Below are 17,506 nucleotides of genomic sequence, written 5' to 3' on the forward strand. Positions count from 1 at the left end.
CTTTTAATCCCCTCTTTTTGTCATAGAACGTGCCAGTCTGTCGAGGAACTTGTCCTCTTTCTTCTTTTTTACACTATCCGCATCAAATTCCATTCCTGCCAGCCTGGCCGCAATCCTCTTTATCTCGACGGATGCAGGCGAATCAGGGTACCTGATAATAATCGGCTGGCGGTAGGCCGCGGACCTCCTTACATTAGGATCTTCCGGGACGACCCCGATAAGATCCAGATCCAAAACCTCCTGGATCTTCTTTACACTCACCTCGGTATTTTCAAATGTCGCACGATTCAATATAAACCCTTTGACTTTTCCCCCGATGAGTTCTGTAAGAATCTTCGTCTTCAGGGCGTCGACCATCGACGAGAGTTCAGGATTGATTATAAGAATCACTTCGTCAGCAATTGCCAGCGGGATCACCCCGTCCCTGCTTATGCCGGCAGGTGCGTCGATGATAAGAATCTCGCAGTGATTGATGATCTCTTTCATCACGTCCCGGAGACGCTCCGGGTCCGCATCCTGGAAACCCTGCAGCGATATGCCGCTCGGAACCACTTTGACGCCTTCAGGGCCGTCATATATGATGTCGGATACATGTGCCTTTCCCGCCAGCACTTCGTGCAGCGTAACCGGAACATTTTCAAGACCCAGGACTATGCCCAGATTGGCCATTCCCATATCAGCATCAAGGATATAAGTCTCTTTTCCGAAAGATGCAAGGGCCGTTCCGAGATTTACTGATAGTGTTGTCTTTCCGGTACCCCCCTTTCCAGATGCTATAGTATATGTAGTAACCATGGTTATGCTGAGTCCGTCTCTTTACCCCTGTCTGAATTTTATTCTTAATCTAATTTATCTGACCAAATCGTTATTATAAATGCCTGTTACGAATTGAATAAAATATATGATTCTGCCCGAATAATAATTAGAATTTGATAAATACCTTAAAGAAGAATATTAACAATCAGTATATATTATTTCTGAGGTATACTCGAGATGACTGATGAAAACCCTTTGAAGACTAAAATCAGGGGATATATTGATGAAATACAATCGCTGAACGGTGTGATTGCAAGTGTCATAGTTTCTACTGACGGAAAAATAGTCGGAAAATCCAATAATTCGGATTTCCCTTCTCCTTTTCTCGGTATAACCGGTGCAACGATATTTGCCTCGTCTGAAGCGGCGTTCGGTACATTTCATATAAGCCGCCCCGATTTTATTGTGGTAGAGACGATGGAAAATGACGGACTTATGGTAATAAAAAGGGCAGGTAAGAGAAATATCATCGCCACAGTTATTAATCAATCCGTCGATATATCTTCATTCAAAAATAAACTTGCTTCAATATCTGAAAAAGTAGGGGAGGATCTCTGACATGTACGATATTCTTGTGGTGGACGACAGCCCGATGATTGTCGATGTTTTTGTCGCAATGCTGGAGCGAGGGGGATACAGGCCTACAGCGGCCTACAGCGGACCTGAATGTCTTGAGATTTTGAAGGATATGAAACCGGATCTGATCCTTCTTGATATCATGATGGAGCCGATGGACGGTTGGGAGACCCTCGAAAATATAAAGACGAACCCGGATACGAGGGATATTCCTGTTATGATGCTCACTGCGAAACAGCTCACCCCCGAAGAGGCGCAGGAGTACGGTGCATATATAGAAGACTACGTGATGAAACCCACCACTCATCGTCAGCTATACGAAGCAATAGAATATATTCTCAAAAGAAAGGACGAGATATCCCAGAAGATCGAAGAGGCAAAAGAAGCGGGAATCGAGGACAGGATTATCGAGGAATATGAACGTCTCAGCAAGAGTGTCGACGTATCCCGCCGTTTGCTGAAAATACTCGAGTCTACCTACAATATCAGCAACGACGAGCTAAAGGTCGGCGAAAATATCGCGCAGGCGATAAAAAGTATGGAGATGTCGATCAATCTCCAGGAAGAACGACTGAAGCAGATAAAAAAGACATTTATCCCCTGAATGCCGGATTCTTATTATATGTCTCTTTTTACCTCTGATTTTTTCAATCCACGTATATTTCTTTCGGCGCCTGGAAAGTCGTTTTTAATGCCGTCTTGCGCGGAAGGATTCTCAAAAACCCGTCGTTTCAGATTTTTAATATTTAATACAGGGATAAGTTTAAGTGCTTTCAATGCATTGTAATAATGCTGATTGGAGATACTAATGGGCCTGTAGCTCAGTTAGGCAGAGCGCCTGGCTTTTAACCAGGTGGTCGGGGGTTCAAATCCCTCCGGGCCCGTTAACACGATTTACTCGTGTGGCTGAGTACATGTTTTTTTAGCGGTGATACATCTGAAAAAGATTAATACATATGGCAGGGGCAAAAGATGAGCACCAATTTTTCTGTTATTGGACACATGATGGTTCCAGACCATCAGATTATGAGCGTGGAGGAAGTAGAAGAGCTTCTGAACTCCTACAAGATCACCCGCGACCAACTTCCTAAGATTTACCATGATGATCCGGCGGTAAAGGAAATTGGCGCAAAGATCAATGATGTAATCAGAATTGTTCGCAACAGTCAGACTGCGGGGCGTGCTGAAGCGTATCGTCAGGTTGTAAAAAGGCCTAAGAAATAAAAACTATCCGGGTGGTCTTTTTGTTAGATCGAAAGACATTATCAAAATCTTACTTTTCAAGAGAACACGTCGCAAGACATCAGCTTGATTCATACAACTATTTCCTGGAATACAATCTCCAGAAAGTGGTTGATGAACAGAGGGTCATTGAGACAGATATTGCCCAGAGGGGCAAGGACAATGACCCCGTGTGGGTGGAATTAGGAAATATCAGGGTTGAAAAACCGGTTGTCCGTGAAGCGGACGGTTCCCAGTCGAGCCTTTTCCCAAGTGAGGCACGACTGAGAAACCTGACATACGCGGCTCCCATACTGCTTGACATGGTCCTCGTTCAGGGAGATGTCCGCAGCGATCCTGTAACGACTACTATCGGTCAGCTTCCCGTGATGGTAGGCTCTAAGGCCTGCAACCTGCACGGGATGTCCGATGAGGAGAGAATCGAGCACGGTGAGGATTCGCACGATCCCGGCGGATATTTCATAGTAAACGGTTCCGAGCGCGTATTGATGACGCTTGAGGATCTCGCCTCAAACAAGATCATGACCGAGTTCACCGAACGCTACAATGAAAAGATCTTTGTGGCAAAGGTATTCTCACAGTATCGCGGTTACCGTGCGCTTGTTATCGTCGAGAGGAACAAGAGGAACCTTCTTGAGGTGTCCTTCCCGTCCGTGGCAGGTCACCTGAAGTTCGTCGATCTCATGAGATCGCTCGGCCTTACCGGCGACCACGATATCGTTAACGCGGTCTCGACAGACGAAGATATCCTTACATTCATGCTCCAGAATCTCGAAGAGGGAGAATGCGACACTGTCGAAGAGGGCATAATGTATGTCGGAAAGAAGCTCGCACCGAACCAGACACGCGATTACCAGAGGAAGCGTGCGGAGTTCGTTCTTGACAACTATCTTCTTCCGCACTTAAACGAACTCATGCCCGACGGCATAAAAGAGGAAGATCCCGGCTATGCCGCCCACGTCCAGAGTGTAAGGCTCGCAAAGGCTCACTTCCTCGGAAGGATGGCGGAGGCCTGCTTCGATCTCGTTCTCGAGAAGAGAAAGATCGACGACAAGGATCATTACTCCAACAAGCGCCTGAAGCTTGCGGGTGATCTTATGGAAGACCTCTTCCGTATTTCGCTCAACAGGCTCACAAGAGATGTAAAATACCAGCTTGAGCGTGCGAGCATGAGGCACCGCGATCTCTCTATAAGCACCGCGGTCCGTGCCGACGTTCTTACCGAGCGTCTCCTGCACCCGCTTGCAACAGGAAACTGGGTCGGTGGAAGGACCGGTGTATCCCAGCTTCTCGACCGCGTCGATCACATGGCGGTTATCTCTCACCTGAGGCGTGTAATATCTCCTCTCTCACGTTCACAGCCGCATTTCGAGGCCCGTGATCTTCACCCGACACAGTGGGGAAGGATCTGTCCGTCGGAGACTCCTGAAGGTCCTAACTGTGGTCTTGTTAAGAACTTCGCCCAGATGGTCGAGATATCAAAGGGTGTAAAGGACGAGCAGGTCGTTATGAGAGTGCTGTACAATCTCGGTGTCGAGGAGTTAAAACAGGAGTTTCTATGAGCGCAAATATAGTTAAAAAATCAAGGGTTTTTGTAGACGGAGCACTCATCGGGCTCTGCGAGGACCCCACCGTCCTCGTCCAGAACGTCAGGAAGATGCGAAGGCGCGGGGAACTTTCCACCGAGATCAATATCTCATACAAGGAATTTAACGGGGATATTGTCGTTCATACCGACAGGGGCCGTGCAAGACGCCCGTTGATCGTCGTCGAGAACGGAAGACCCCTTATCACCAACGATGATATCAGGAAACTGGATACCAACGATATAGAATTCCCTGATCTCATATCCAGCGGACTTATCGAGTTCATCGATGCCGAGGAAGAAGAGGATCTCTTTATTGCAATAAGAGAGGAGGACCTCACTCCCGAGCACACCCATCTTGAGATCGATCCCTCGCTGATTCTCGGTATCGGTGCGGCGCATGTTCCGTTCCCCGAGCACAATGCATCTCCGCGTGTCACGATGGGTGCCGGTATGATCAAGCAGGCGCTTGGTTTCGGCGCATCGAACATGAAGCTCAGGCCGGATACGAGAGGTCATCTTCTGCACTACGTCCAGAAGCCTATTGTCCACACACAGACCTCGAAGGTTATCGGGTCGGACGATCGTGCTGCAGGACAGAACCTCGTAGTCGCCGTTCTTTCATATGAAGGATTCAACATTGAAGATGCTCTCATCTTCAACAAGGCCTCCATCGAGCGCGGTGTAGGAAGATCGCACTTCTTCAGGACATATGACGGTGAGGAGAGGCGTTATCCGGGAGGACAGATCGACAAGATCGAGGTACCGGACGAGGAAGTTTCGGGTTCGCACGGTGCGGAGTCCTACCAGAACCTCGATTCCGATGGTATAATCAATCCCGAGACGGTCGTACGCGAGAAGGATGTTCTTATCGGAAAGACATCTCCCCCGCGTTTCCTTGAAGAGCCCAGCGGAGAGCTGATCTCTGTAGAGAAGCGCCGTGACACCTCGGTAACGATGAGGAGCAACGAGCGCGGTATCGTCGATACTGTCATTCTTACCGAAGGAGAGAACTCCTCACGTCTCGTGAAGGTAAGAACACGTGATATCCGTGTTCCGGAAGTCGGCGACAAGTTCGCATCGAGGCACGGTCAGAAGGGAGTTGTCGGTCTTATCATCCCGCAGGAGAATATGCCATTTACTGAGGCAGGAATAGCCCCAGACCTTGTTGTCAACCCGCACGCGATTCCATCCCGTATGACTGTCGGGCACATGCTCGAGATGCTCGGAGGAAAGGTCGGTTCGCTCGAAGGAAGGAGAATCGAGGCGACCGCCTTCTCCGGGGAAGAAGAGGATACGCTCAGGGACTCGCTTCAGGCTCTCGGGTTTGCCCACAACGGCCGTGAAGTGATGTACGACGGTATCACGGGAAAGCAGTTCAAGGCCGACATCTATGTCGGGGTAATCTACTACCAGAAGCTGTACCACATGGTATCTTCCAAGATGCACGCACGTTCACGCGGACCTGTTCAGGTTCTCACACGCCAGCCGACAGAAGGTCGTGCACGTGAAGGAGGTCTGAGGTTCGGAGAGATGGAGCGTGATGTGCTTATAGGACACGGCGCTGCAATGGCCTTAAAGGAGCGTCTCCTCGATGAGTCCGACAAAGTCCAGCAGTATGTCTGTGCAAAGTGCGGTATGATTGCGTTCCTCGACCACAACCGCAATGTGACGAGATGTCTTGCATGCGGTAATGAGACCGATATCTACTCGGTCGAGATGAGTTACGCATTCAAACTGCTCCTTGATGAGATGAAGAGTATGGGTATTGCACCCAGGCTTCACCTGGAGGACCAGGTATAAGGGGGCCGAAAATATGGCAAGTCCAAAAAGAGTAGGAAAAATAGAGTTCGGGTTACTTTCTCCGAAAGATATCCGCAAGATGAGTGTCAGGAAGATCATCTGGGCGGATACCTATGACGACGATGGTTTCCCCTACCCCCAGGGTCTGATGGATCTCCACCTCGGTGTAATTGATCCGGGTCTGAGATGCAAGACCTGCGGAAACCGTGCAAGCGATTGTCCGGGCCACTTCGGCCATATCGAGCTTGCGAAACCGGTTATCCATGTAGGATATACGAGACTTATCAGGAAGCTCTTAAGGGTCTCCTGCCGTGAGTGCGGCAGACTGCTTTTGAGCGAGGATGAGATCCACAAGGTTCTCGGTCCGGAAGACGAGAGAAACGAGGACGTTATCTCTGAAAAGGATATCAAGAAGGAACGTGTCTGCCCTTACTGCGGCGAACAGCAGCTCAAGATCAACTTCGAGAAGCCTACGACATTCTCCGAGGTCATGACCGACGAGAACGGAAGGAAGATCGATCACAAGCTGACACCTGCCGATATTCGTGCAAGGCTTGAGAAGATACCCGACGAGGATCTCAGGCTTCTCGGAATCAACCCCGAGGTCGCAAGGCCCGAGTGGACATGCCTGACCGTTCTCCCGGTTCCGCCTGTCACAATGAGGCCTTCCATCATCCTTGAAAACGGACAGAGGTCGGAGGACGACCTTACCCACAAGCTCGTCGATATCATCCGTATCAACCAGAGATTCAAGGAGAACCAGGATGCCGGAGCCCCGCAGCTCATTATCGAGGACCTGTGGGAACTTCTCCAGTATCACGTCACGACCTATCTCGACAACGAGGTAGCCGGCTGTCCTCCCGCCCGCCACAGGAGCGGAAGGCCGCTGAAGACTATTTCCCAGCGTCTTAAAGGAAAGGACGGGCGTTTCCGTGGTTCACTGTCAGGAAAGCGTGTGAACTTCTCGGCCCGTACAGTCATCTCGCCTGATCCCAACCTGTCCATCGGGCAGGTAGGAATCCCGCTTGCGGTTGCAAACGAGATGAGTGTCCCGATCAGGGTCACACCGTTCAATATCGAAGAGATCAGGGAGATGGTCCTGACCGGTCCGGTAAGACCTGATGTCAATTCCCCATGCGGTGCGAATTATGCCATCAGGCCGGACGGAAGGCGTGTACGTCTCTCCGATATGACCCGCGAGAACATCGCCGAGATGCTCGAGCCCGGGTGGACTGTCGACAGGCAGCTCAGGAACGACGATATCGTACTGTTCAACCGTCAGCCGTCGCTTCACAGGATGAGTATCATGGCCCACCGTGTCGTGCTGATGGACGGAAAGACATTCAGGCTGAACCCTGCGGTCTGTCCTCCGTATAACGCTGACTTCGACGGTGATGAGATGAACCTTCACGTTCCACAGACAGAAGAGGCCCGTGCAGAGGCCTTCATGCTTGCAAGCGTTGCGGAGAACATTCTCTCCCCGAGGTTCGGCGGTCCGATTATCGGCGGTATCCACGATCACATTTCGGGTATCTTCATCCTGACCCACCAGGTCAAGTGGTTCGACAAGAAAGGTGTCCTGTACCTTCTCAGGGCGAGCACCCCCGAACATCTCCCAGCACCTGGTAAAGTGGAGAACGGTATCGAATACTGGTCCAACAAGCAGGTGTTCTCGATGATCCTGCCTGATAACCTGAACATGGTTTATAAGGCAAGCTCCTGTATCAACTGCGATACATGCAAGAAAGAGGACTGCGAGAGGGATGCATACGTAAAGATCATAGACGGCGAGCTGATATGCGGTGTAATCGACAAGGAATCCATCGGTGCATTCAAAGGAAAGATCCTCCAGAGGATCATCAGGCAGGTAAGTCTTGACAGGGGCAGGCAGTTTGTCGACGATGTCACGAAACTGTCGATCCGCGGAATCATGTATGACGGTTTCTCGTTCGGTATCGATGACGAAGACCTGAGCAAGATCGAGTACGGCCAGATCGACGAAGTTCTCAACGAAGCCGAAGATGACGTCGAACGCCGTATCCGGATCTATGAAGAGGGTCAGCTTGAACCGATGCCCGGAAGGACTCTTGAAGAGACTCTCGAGATGCAGATCATGCAGGTTCTCGGAAAGGCCCGTGATCGCACTGGAGACATTGCGGGACGCCACCTTGGTCTGTCCAACAGTGCCGTGGTAATGGCGGTAAGTGGTGCCCGTGGTTCTATGCTTAACCTGACGCAGATGGCCGGTTGTATCGGTCAGCAGGCTGTTCGTGGTGAGCGTATCACCCGTGGTTACGAGGGCAGAACGCTGCCGCACTTCAAGAAGGGCGACAGGGGTGCTCCGGCTCACGGTTTTGTCAGGAACAGTTATAAGAGCGGCCTGACTCCAACCGAGTTCTTCTTCCACGCTATCGGTGGCCGTGAAGGTCTTGTCGATACTGCGGTTCGTACGTCACAGAGCGGTTACCTGCAGAGGCGTATGATCAACGCTCTCCAGGACTTAAAAGTCGGCTACGACGGAACCGTAAGGACATCCGGAGGACGTATCATCCAGTTCAGGTACGGTGAAGACTCGACCGATCCTGCAAAGAGCAGTATGGGCGATCCCGTGGATGTAAAGGGAATTGTCGAGAGTGTCATGCGGGAGGAGGTGTAATACTATGGATGCCAAATTCGAGAAAAAGATTGATGCAGCTGATCTTCCTGTAAAGACCAAAAACGATCTTATAAAGTTCCTGTCGGAGAATGACTTCTCCGAGAACCAGTTCAATGAGATAATGAACAGGATCTTTGAAGAGTACGGTAAAACACGTATCGAACCCTGTGAGGCTGTCGGTATCATCGCGGCACAGTCGATTGGAGAGCCGGGTACACAGATGACGATGCGTACTTTCCACTACGCGGGTGTGGCTGAAATCAACGTAACCCTCGGTCTTCCGAGGCTTATCGAGATCATGGATGCGAGGAAGTCTCCTAGCACTCCGACGATGACCATCTTCCTTGAAGAGGGTTACTCGGACAACCGTGACCGTGCCCGTGAAGTAAGCTGGCAGATCGAAGCCGCACACCTGCACGAATTCGGCGACATCAAGACCGATATGGTCGAGATGGTTGTCGAGGTCGTGCTCAATAAGGACGTCTGCAAAAAGAGGAAAATATCTGTCGAAGAGATCATGGACAGGGCTCCGAAAAAGATTCGCGATCGTGCACATTACCGCGATTTCGATTCAGAGGCCGACCCCGAGCATCTTAAGATTACCTTCCTACCGAAGGACCCGGAGAGTTACCAGAACCTCTTCACCCTTGCGGAGTACGTAAGAAACGTAATCGTCCAGGGTATCGACGATATAGAGCGTGTTGTCGTCAGAAAGGAAAACGGAGAGTATATTCTTTATACTGAAGGCTCCAACCTTAAAGGTGTATTTGAGGTCGATGGCGTAGATACTACCCGTACCCGAACAAACAACATCGCTGAAATATCGGAAGTTCTCGGTATTGAAGCAGGCAGAAATGCAATTATCGATGAGGCCCTGAGCACACTGCGTGAACAGGGTATCGAGGTCGATGTCCGTCATATAATGCTTGTTGCGGATATGATGTGCATGGAAGGTGAAGTCAAGCAGATCGGTCGTCATGGTATTGCCGGGGAGAAAGAGAGTGTGCTTTCACGTGCAGCTTTCGAGGTTACGGTAAACCATCTTCTGGATGCTGCGGTGGCGAATGAAGAGGACATCCTTGAGGGTGTCACTGAAAATGTCATTGTGGGACAGCCGATCCAGCTTGGAACAGGTGATGTGAAGCTGATTGCAAACAGATCATCATAAATTTATAGATGTAAAATTAACTAAGGAAAACTATACCAAATTCAGGTGAAATCAAATGGATTTTGAAACATCGCTCAGACGCGCAATTAAATCCGGAAAAGTAATTTTCGGTCAAAATGAAACCAAAAACTCCGTAGAGAGTGGAAACTCAAAGATGGTAATTATCGCAGGCAACTGCCCTGAAGAGTTTAGGAATTATCTTTCGGAAAAGGATATCTTCGTATACAAATCAAATGATTCCAGCGTTCAGCTCGGAAAAACATCAGGCAATCCGTTCATGGTAAGTGCTCTTTCAATCGAGGATGCGGGGGAATCCGACATCCTTACTCTTAAGAAGGAATAAAGATGTCAGAGATTGTACTCAATGAAAGGGCACTTCAGCTGATGAAGAGCTTCGAAGACATCACAGGTGCGGGAAGCCGCGACTGTGTTGTCGACGAAAAGAACGAGCGCTTAATCTTCGTTATCAATCCCGGTGACATGGGCCGTGCAATCGGCAAGAGCGGTGTCAGCATCAAGAAGGCATCCGATGAGCTGGGAAAGAAGATCGAGGTAGTCGAATTTTCGAACGACCCCGTTCAGTTCATCAAGAACTGCTTCCTTCCTGCAAGGGTTATCTCCGTCGACATAAGGGAGAACGCGGAAGGAGAGTTCGAGGCATTTGTTGATGTGGAAGAGGAGGATATGGGTATCGCCATCGGAAAAGGGGGAAAGAATATCTTCAAGGCGAACAAGCTTGCCGAAAGGCAGCACGACATAGCCAACGTCCAGATTATTACGAATGCAGAAGATGAAGAAGCCGGGGATCTGGCTTAATCACTTTTTTTTGATTTTTCGCTTATTTCACGTGTGTATATAATTTCGGGACATATTCACATACGTTCTGTATTGCTTACATATCTTATTCTGGCAACCCCGGCACCGGCGGCCTGACCGCCGGACGGCCCCTACCCAGGGGCCTTGCCTTAAGATAATCTTCTCACGTCACGCCCCGGGGACCGGCAAGGGTCCCCCGGGCTGTTGAATTTAGTTTGCTATGGTATGTTCTATTCCGTACACGCCATGAATTTACCGCGTCCCGCCGCTCAGGTGACACTCGTCTGTCCCCTGAGTGGCTATCGTCATTGAGAGGCCCCGGGGTCGGGGCCGGTCCGCCAGCCTGCGAAGCGGTTGGCGGCGAGGGGTTGCCAAAAGTAACTATACCTGCTTTTATACTCACGCAGACTAGCGGAGAACCCGCTTTTTTGTATATTCTTTTCCTGTAATCGTCATAGATTTACCGCGTTTCGCCGCTCAGGGGATACTCGCCTGTTCCCTGAGTGGCTATCGCAATGAGAGGCCCCGAGGTCGGGGCCGGTCCGCCAGCCTGCGAAGCGGTTGGCGGCGAGGGGTTGCCAAAAGTAGTGAAACATAATTTTTATACGTGCCTTATCAGGGTATTCCCTGAAATTTCAGAACTTGTAGTATAGAGATCCTCAATCGAGAGATCGTGTATATCGTCGTTGCCTGTAAGTCTTGCAAAATCCTTCAGCTCTTCTGTCGATACCTTTAGGAAGTTTTCGAGTTTTTTTGCGGATATATCAACCCTTAGCCTTTTCCTGAGATCGGGATTCTGTGTCGTAACTCCCACGGGACATTCGCCTGTGTTGCAGACCCTGTACTGCTGGCAGGCTGCGGCCATGAGGGCGGCGGTTCCTATTGCGACGGCGTCTGCACCCATGGCTATCGCTTTGGCGAAATCGGATGCAAGTCTCAGTCCTCCTGTGATCACCAGGGAGATGTCGCCTCTTCCGTTTTCATCAAGATATCTCCTGGCCCTGTGAAGGGCGAATATTGTGGGAACCGATGTTGCGTCCTTGATGATCACGTCCGCGGCTCCTGTCCCGCCGGGTCTTCCGTCAATTGTTATGAAGTCGGGATTTGCGTATACGGCGGCCTCCATGTCGGCTTCGATATTTCCTGCGGCAATTTTTATTCCAATCGGTCTTCCCCCCGACGTCTCCCTGAGCCATTCGACTTTCTCCCTCAGGTCGTCCCTGTTCCTGATGTCGCCGAAGGAGGCGGGACTTATGATGTCCTTTCCTTCGGGAAAACCTCTTATTGCGGCGATCTCTTCGGTAACCTTTTCGGCCGGAAGCTCTCCACCCATTCCGGGCTTTGTCGACTGGCCTATCTTTATCTCGATTGCATCAGCGGACCTGAGATTTTCCACGCTGACGCTGTAACGGTTGGGGACGTATTCGAAGATGTACCTGTATGCCTCCTTTCGTTCGTCTTCAAGGATTCCTCCTTCGCCCGAGCCGATTGCAGTTTTAACTGCCGCACTTCCCTTTGCAAGAGCGATCTTCATCTCCCGTGAAAGGGCTCCAAACGACATATGAGTTACATATACTGGTGTCTCGATTACCAGGGGATATTTTGCATTGGGCCCTATTACGGTTGCAGTCTTTACATCCTCATCCTTATTCAGGGGAATCTTTGCAAGCTGGGCTCCCGCGATTATGATGTCGTCCCATGACGGAACGCTCTTTTTTGTTCTCATCGGCTCTGTTACAGGTTCTCCCGATGCCGAGATCTTATGAATGAGCTCCATGTCTCTTTCGATATTGTCGGTCTTCCGTTCCCATTTCTCAAGATATCCTGATTTTTCAGGCCCTGTTATCTCCGTCAGACTGATCTCGCTCTTTGCACCGCAGACCGGACATGTGAAGATCTGCATGGTCTGTGAAGGCTGCCTGTGAGTTTCGATCTCTTTAAGATGCGTCCTGTTTGAATGGCAGATCGGGCATCTCCAGTCTTCCGGGAATTCCCCGGGGTCTGTGCCCGGCTTTATTCCTGTAATAGAATCCCCTCTTTTTGGGTTGTATTCAAAAACATTGCATATATTGCAGCGATAAAAAGTCATGGGATTTCACTTATGAGTGATTTAAAATTAATTTATAAATATCTTGTCTGTATCGGGTTCATTAAAATTGCATTATTTTTTATTGTTGTTCTTCTTTTCGAGGATTTCGATTGCTCCTGATATTTTGTCTTTTATCTCCGGATCCGAAGGATGATTTTTTAAGGCCTCTACAGCCTCTTCACCATCGAGTACGGCGAGTGCGTCGATTGCCTCCACCCGAACTTTTTTTTGCGGATCTTTTAATTTTTCAATTACAGGGCCTGTCGCCCGTTCGTCATTGATCTTTTTGAGGGCTATTACGGCCTCGATCCTGACTTTGGTCTTTTCATCGTCGAGGAGTTTTATCAGCGGCTTGACTGCTCTTTTATCCCCGAGCATGCCCAAACCGATTGCGGCACCTTTTCGCAGCCACTGCTCCTCGCTTTCAAGGCATCTTATCAGCGGCAGAGTCGCTCTTTTATCCCCGATCTTTCCCAGTGATTTGGCCGCGATCCAGCTTACGTCGACATATTCGTCCGAAAGCGCTTCGATTAACGGTTCAACCGCCTCCTTTGCACGCATATCCCCAAGTATCTCCGCGGCTTTCCACCTGAAGGTGAGATCGTTGCTCCTCAGGTAGCCTATGAGCTTCCGGATATTTTCCTGCCTTTTCTTTTCGGTATCTTCATCAGGAGAGATTTTTTCTGAAGGATGGTCTGTGGGATTCTGCATCTCCGGCCACAATGAGAATGAGATCACAGGTTACTTAAATATATCCAAAAATGGCCGAGGGTGGCTTGTTTTATGAAAAAGTTAGTAATTTAGTAATATTTTTAGAACTATATTTTTATTTTTTGTAACATCAAGTACAAAAATTTGCTCTTAGTTGTTTCACGTGGATAGATAATCCCGGGATAGCACACACTCTTATGCTTACATATCTTACTTCGGCAACCCCGGCACCGGCGGCCAGGCCGCCGGATGGCCCCTGCCCAGGGGCCTTGCCCGAAGATAGTTCTCCCATTGCACGCCCCGGGGACCGGCAAGGGTCCCCCGGGCTGCTTAATTTGTTTTTTACATGAACATTTTTTGGGATATTCCGTTCCCATAGTCGTCGTAGATTTATCACGTCTCGCCACTCAGGGGATACTCGTCTATCCCCTGAGAGACTATCACAATAGAGAGGCCCCGAGGTCGGGGCCGATCCGCCATCCTGCGAAGCGGTTGGCGGCGAGGGGTTGTCAAAGACGTGATCGGGAGATACCAAATCTTCCGGGAGAAAAAAATATCTATATATCATAATATCTCTAAAATTCAGGCAAATGCCCGAATCCGTCATTCTCAGTGAAGAAGGAATCATCATTCTTCTCCTGGCAATTGCCATAGTCATGTCGATAATACTCAGGAGAGTTAAATTTCCTTACACTATCGGTCTTTTCATAATCGGGTTTGTCCTGGCTTATTTTATTGCACCCAATGTCAGTTTTTTATCTCCTATCTCGGGCTACGTTCCGAACAGTGACTTAATCTTGTATATTTTTCTGCCTCCCCTGATCTTCGAATCGGCGATAGCACTAAATTCACGGCTCCTTTTTAAGAACATCGTTCCCGTTCTGGTAATGGCGATAGCGGGACTGGTAATATCGGTGTTTGTCATCGGCCTTCTTTTATCATACCTGACCCCAGTTCCGCTGATTTATCTTCTAGTTTTCGGGGCTTTGATATCCGCTACCGATCCCGTCGCGGTAATTGCACTTTTTAAGGATCTGGGCGTTCCGAAAAGGCTCTTCACGCTTGTCGAAGGAGAAAGCCTCCTTAATGATGCGTCTGCAATTGTGACATTCAATATTATCATGGGGATTGTCGCACTCCAGGCATATTCCGGGGGTGCATCTTCAATAGAGGAAATATCGGTTTTCTTTACATACTCTCTACTTGTTTCCTTTGCCGGCGGTATTTTCATCGGGTCGATCATGGCTTTTGCAATATACGGGACGATCAGGGCGTCTCCGGATCATCCCCACCTCCATCAGACCGTCTCGCTCGTGATAGCATATTCGGCTTTTCTGGTATCTGAAGCGGTTTTTGATCTTTCAGGAGTAGTGGCGGTTGTAGCCGCAGGAATTATTGTCAACAGGATGACTTCCAGGAGGCTCGGCCCCGCTGTCCGTGAGGACCTGTATAAATTCTGGGAGTATATCGGATTTCTGGCAAACAGCATGATATTCCTTCTTGTCGGAATAACTATTACCAGTCTTGGTGAACCGTTAATATTTTCATGGGATTTTGTAGCTCTGGCAGGAGCCGTAATCGTTGCAGTAGTTGTTGCACGGGCGGTGTCGGTCTATGGTCTTTATTCGGTTACAAATATTATCGAGAGAGACAGGCCCGTGTCACGGTCATACCAGACTGTAATCTTCTGGGGCGGCCTGAGGGGTGCGGTATGTCTTGCGCTTGTACTTTCGCTTCCGAAGGAATTTCCGTATCGCGATATGATAGCGGCATTCACCGTTGTCGTAGTCGTCTTTACAATTATTGTCCAGGGAACGACCACAGGCCCTCTTATCAGGTTTTTTAAGCTGCAAAGGCCCGACAACGTCCTTGAGTTCGAGAGGCTGTGGCTTTCGGTCAGGTCGGCGAATGAGAGCAGAAAGGCGCTTTTAGGGATGAAGGATAAAGGATACATTCCGGCTGAAACTCTTGATAGTGCATCCTCGGAGTATGATACCGCCGTTAAAGCCCTCAGGGAAAAGTTTGCAGATTTCTGGAGGGACTGCCCCGGCGGTGATTCAATTCGTGAACTCTTCTGGATAAAGGCGATCGAGCATGAACAGGAGTGCTACCGCCGTATGTATGATGCGGGACTTGTATCCCCGGGCGTGCTCGACCGTCTCCTGTATGACGCCGATACACGCGTGGACAAGATCCAGTCCGAAGGGATCTATCCTTCAGGCACCAGGTATTATTCTCCTGTATTGCAGATTGGTGCACGTTTTAAAAAGGGCATTTCACCTTTATTCGGCAAGTTGCGCACGAGGGAGCGGAAGGAAGAACTGGTCGACGAACTTTTCCTGATGTATGCCGTATCTGTTTCCGCTTCCGAAACCCGCGACTGGGTCCTTGATGTTGCCGATGAAACGGGTTCCGGAAGAACAATCATCGATCCTGTTGTCGAGGAGTACGGGAGGATGCATGAATCCGCAAAGGCGGGCTTCCGGTCACTTGCAGAGTCCTCCCCTGAAGCGGTTAATTCATTTTATGATTATCTTGTATCGGGGATCGCGATTTCGGGTGCGAAGAAGATGCTTTTCGATATGAAAGAGGAAGGGTTTTTTGATGAAAAGGATATTGAAGCCGAGATATCACGTCTCAGGAAAGAAGAGTCCCGTGCCCGGGAAAAAGTCAAAGAGTTCTGATTTTTCTGTTCTGAACTATAAATTCAAATAAATCCGGCAATCTTTTTTAACGTAAGTTACTGTGCTCTAAGTTGCTATATTTATAAATTTTTAAAACTGTGATTATAGCAGAAATGCCTGATATTAAGACAAAAGTGTCCTTATATTTTCCAAAGGACTTATTTAAGAAATTTGAAAAGCTGAGGGCCGAGAAAGAGAAGCAGTTAGGAGTGACTATCTCGAAGAATGAATTTGCTCTTAAATTGATCTCCGATGCCATAGGCAATTCGGAAAAAGAGAATGAAATAGGAGTTTATGAGCCGAATTCGGTTTATCCCGGAATTAAGAATGATATCAGGACTCTTGAAGGAAAAGTAGATTCTCTGGAAAATGAACTCAGCCAGTTGAAAAAAGAACTGAAAAATCCAAAATAAAAATTATCGAAGTTTGATCTTTGTACCTGTTTTCTTCCGCTTAACCAGGGGATTTTTTTACTGTTTGAATCAGCCGGATAAATTTTTCATTTTTTCTCTCGTATAAGATGAAGAATGTCTCGTATCGGAATAATCGGAACCGGCAGCATGGGGAGTATGCTTACACGCAAATTTATCGAATCGGGGAAAGTTTCTCCCGGCGATGTTTTTATTTACAACAGGACGCCGGAAAAGATGAACGATCTGGTAAATAATTACGGGGCAATCGGGTGTGCCGGAAACGGAGAGGTCGCCGCGAGATCGGATATCATATTTCTCTGTGTCGGGCCTGCCGAAGTAAAGGATGTCCTTCCTGAAATCCGGCCTTTTCTTGATGAGAAAAAAATTGTTGTCTCGATTGCATCGGATGTCTCGTTAAAGAAACTCTCGGAATTGTCGGGTGTTAATGTCGTGAGGATTATTCCGAGCATCACTTCGGAATACGGGGCAGGGGTATCTGTTCTTGTATTCGGGGAAGGAGTGCCGGAGTCCGCCAGGGAAGAAATATTATCACTCTTCGGTTCGATAAGCAGGCCTTATGTGACGACTGAAGACAGGATCTCATTGTTGTCGGATCTTACGAGCAGTTCACCGGCGATAATGGCCTCGATCATGCAGCAGTATGCCCTTGCCGCGGTCTGGAGAGGTGGGATATCAGAAGAAGATGCAGAATTCCTGGTCCGGGAGACATTTATCGGAACTGCAAAACTGTTGTCGGGGATGGATTATGATTTCAGTTCCCTTATATCGGGGGTAGCTACGGAAGGTGGTATCACCGCCGAAGGTCTGGATGTCATAGAAAAGGAGATCCCTGAAGTTTTCGACAACGTCCTTTCGAGGATGTCTGAAAAGCATCTTCGTGTTGAAAAGAGTTCCAGGTAAAAATTTTATTTTTTGGGCTGCCCTGC

The 17,506-nt window shown here is 49.0% G+C and carries 15 protein-coding genes and 1 tRNA gene; 13 read left to right on the forward strand and 3 right to left on the reverse strand.

Annotated elements, in window-relative coordinates; translation table 11 throughout:
• Window positions 1–3 precede the first annotated feature (3 nt).
• Window positions 4–795, reverse strand: a complete 792-nt coding sequence (gene minD, locus METPAY_RS07830) for a cell division ATPase MinD (protein WP_048151031.1) — start codon at window positions 793–795, stop codon at window positions 4–6.
• Between the two features lie 198 nt (window positions 796–993).
• On the opposite strand from minD, the gene METPAY_RS07835 reads away from it, so the two are divergent.
• The 10 genes from METPAY_RS07835 (at window position 994) to METPAY_RS07885 (ending at window position 10,662) form a co-directional block, all read left to right on the forward strand.
• Complete coding sequence (locus METPAY_RS07835; RefSeq protein ID WP_013329670.1) at window positions 994–1,374, forward strand: roadblock/LC7 domain-containing protein; 381 nt, start codon at window positions 994–996, stop codon at window positions 1,372–1,374.
• Window position 1,375: 1 nt separating this feature from the next.
• Complete coding sequence (locus METPAY_RS07840; protein WP_013329669.1) at window positions 1,376–1,996, forward strand: response regulator; 621 nt, start codon at window positions 1,376–1,378, stop codon at window positions 1,994–1,996.
• 206 nt (window positions 1,997–2,202) lie between these two features.
• Window positions 2,203–2,276 (forward strand) — tRNA-Lys (locus METPAY_RS07850).
• Between the two features lie 88 nt (window positions 2,277–2,364).
• Window positions 2,365–2,616, forward strand: a complete 252-nt coding sequence (locus tag METPAY_RS07855) for a DNA-directed RNA polymerase subunit H (RefSeq protein ID WP_013329668.1) — start codon at window positions 2,365–2,367, stop codon at window positions 2,614–2,616.
• Window positions 2,617–2,636: 20 nt separating this feature from the next.
• A complete protein-coding gene (locus METPAY_RS07860) occupies window positions 2,637–4,196 on the forward strand; it encodes a DNA-directed RNA polymerase subunit B'' (protein ID WP_048151038.1) in 1,560 nt (519 codons plus the stop codon).
• Window positions 4,193–6,022, forward strand: a complete 1,830-nt coding sequence (gene rpoB / locus METPAY_RS07865) for a DNA-directed RNA polymerase subunit B (RefSeq protein ID WP_048151039.1) — start codon at window positions 4,193–4,195, stop codon at window positions 6,020–6,022. The genes METPAY_RS07860 and rpoB overlap by 4 nt, the downstream gene beginning before the upstream one ends.
• Window positions 6,023–6,035: 13 nt before the next feature.
• Window positions 6,036–8,678, forward strand: a complete 2,643-nt coding sequence (locus METPAY_RS07870; RefSeq protein ID WP_048151041.1) for a DNA-directed RNA polymerase subunit A' — start codon at window positions 6,036–6,038, stop codon at window positions 8,676–8,678.
• A 4-nt stretch (window positions 8,679–8,682) separates the two neighbouring features.
• On the forward strand, window positions 8,683–9,846 hold the full coding sequence (rpoA2, locus tag METPAY_RS07875; protein ID WP_013329664.1) for a DNA-directed RNA polymerase subunit A'': 1,164 nt from the start codon (window positions 8,683–8,685) through the stop codon (window positions 9,844–9,846).
• 55 nt (window positions 9,847–9,901) lie between these two features.
• On the forward strand, window positions 9,902–10,189 hold the full coding sequence (locus METPAY_RS07880) for a 50S ribosomal protein L30e (protein WP_048151045.1): 288 nt from the start codon (window positions 9,902–9,904) through the stop codon (window positions 10,187–10,189).
• 2 nt (window positions 10,190–10,191) lie between these two features.
• On the forward strand, window positions 10,192–10,662 hold the full coding sequence (locus tag METPAY_RS07885) for a NusA-like transcription termination signal-binding factor (protein WP_013329662.1): 471 nt from the start codon (window positions 10,192–10,194) through the stop codon (window positions 10,660–10,662).
• 601 nt (window positions 10,663–11,263) lie between these two features.
• On the opposite strand, the gene METPAY_RS07890 is transcribed toward METPAY_RS07885, so the two are convergent.
• Both METPAY_RS07890 and METPAY_RS07895 read right to left on the reverse strand, forming a co-directional pair.
• On the reverse strand, window positions 11,264–12,751 hold the full coding sequence (locus METPAY_RS07890; protein WP_048151046.1) for a glutamate synthase-related protein: 1,488 nt from the start codon (window positions 12,749–12,751) through the stop codon (window positions 11,264–11,266).
• Window positions 12,752–12,823: 72 nt separating this feature from the next.
• Window positions 12,824–13,462 carry a HEAT repeat domain-containing protein gene (locus METPAY_RS07895; RefSeq protein ID WP_052418728.1) on the reverse strand — a complete coding sequence of 213 codons (639 nt, stop codon included), beginning with the start codon at window positions 13,460–13,462 and terminating at the stop codon, window positions 12,824–12,826.
• Between the two features lie 590 nt (window positions 13,463–14,052).
• Between METPAY_RS07895 and METPAY_RS07900 the strand changes: the two genes are divergently transcribed.
• The 3 genes from METPAY_RS07900 to METPAY_RS07910 all read left to right on the forward strand — a co-directional run bounded on the left by METPAY_RS07900 (window position 14,053) and on the right by METPAY_RS07910 (window position 17,480).
• Window positions 14,053–16,146 carry a cation:proton antiporter gene (locus METPAY_RS07900; RefSeq protein WP_052418729.1) on the forward strand — a complete coding sequence of 698 codons (2,094 nt, stop codon included), beginning with the start codon at window positions 14,053–14,055 and terminating at the stop codon, window positions 16,144–16,146.
• Between the two features lie 113 nt (window positions 16,147–16,259).
• The gene (locus tag METPAY_RS07905) at window positions 16,260–16,559 is read left to right on the forward strand and encodes a hypothetical protein (RefSeq protein ID WP_048151048.1); all 300 of its coding nucleotides are present in this window, start codon (window positions 16,260–16,262) and stop codon (window positions 16,557–16,559) included.
• Between the two features lie 114 nt (window positions 16,560–16,673).
• Window positions 16,674–17,480: a pyrroline-5-carboxylate reductase family protein gene (locus tag METPAY_RS07910; protein WP_048151052.1), complete on the forward strand. Its 807-nt coding sequence runs from the start codon at window positions 16,674–16,676 to the stop codon at window positions 17,478–17,480.
• Window positions 17,481–17,506: the final 26 nt, after the last annotated feature.

The organism is Methanolacinia paynteri (assembly GCF_000784355.1).
In the GTDB taxonomy this organism is placed as follows: Archaea; Halobacteriota; Methanomicrobia; order Methanomicrobiales; family Methanomicrobiaceae; genus Methanolacinia; species Methanolacinia paynteri.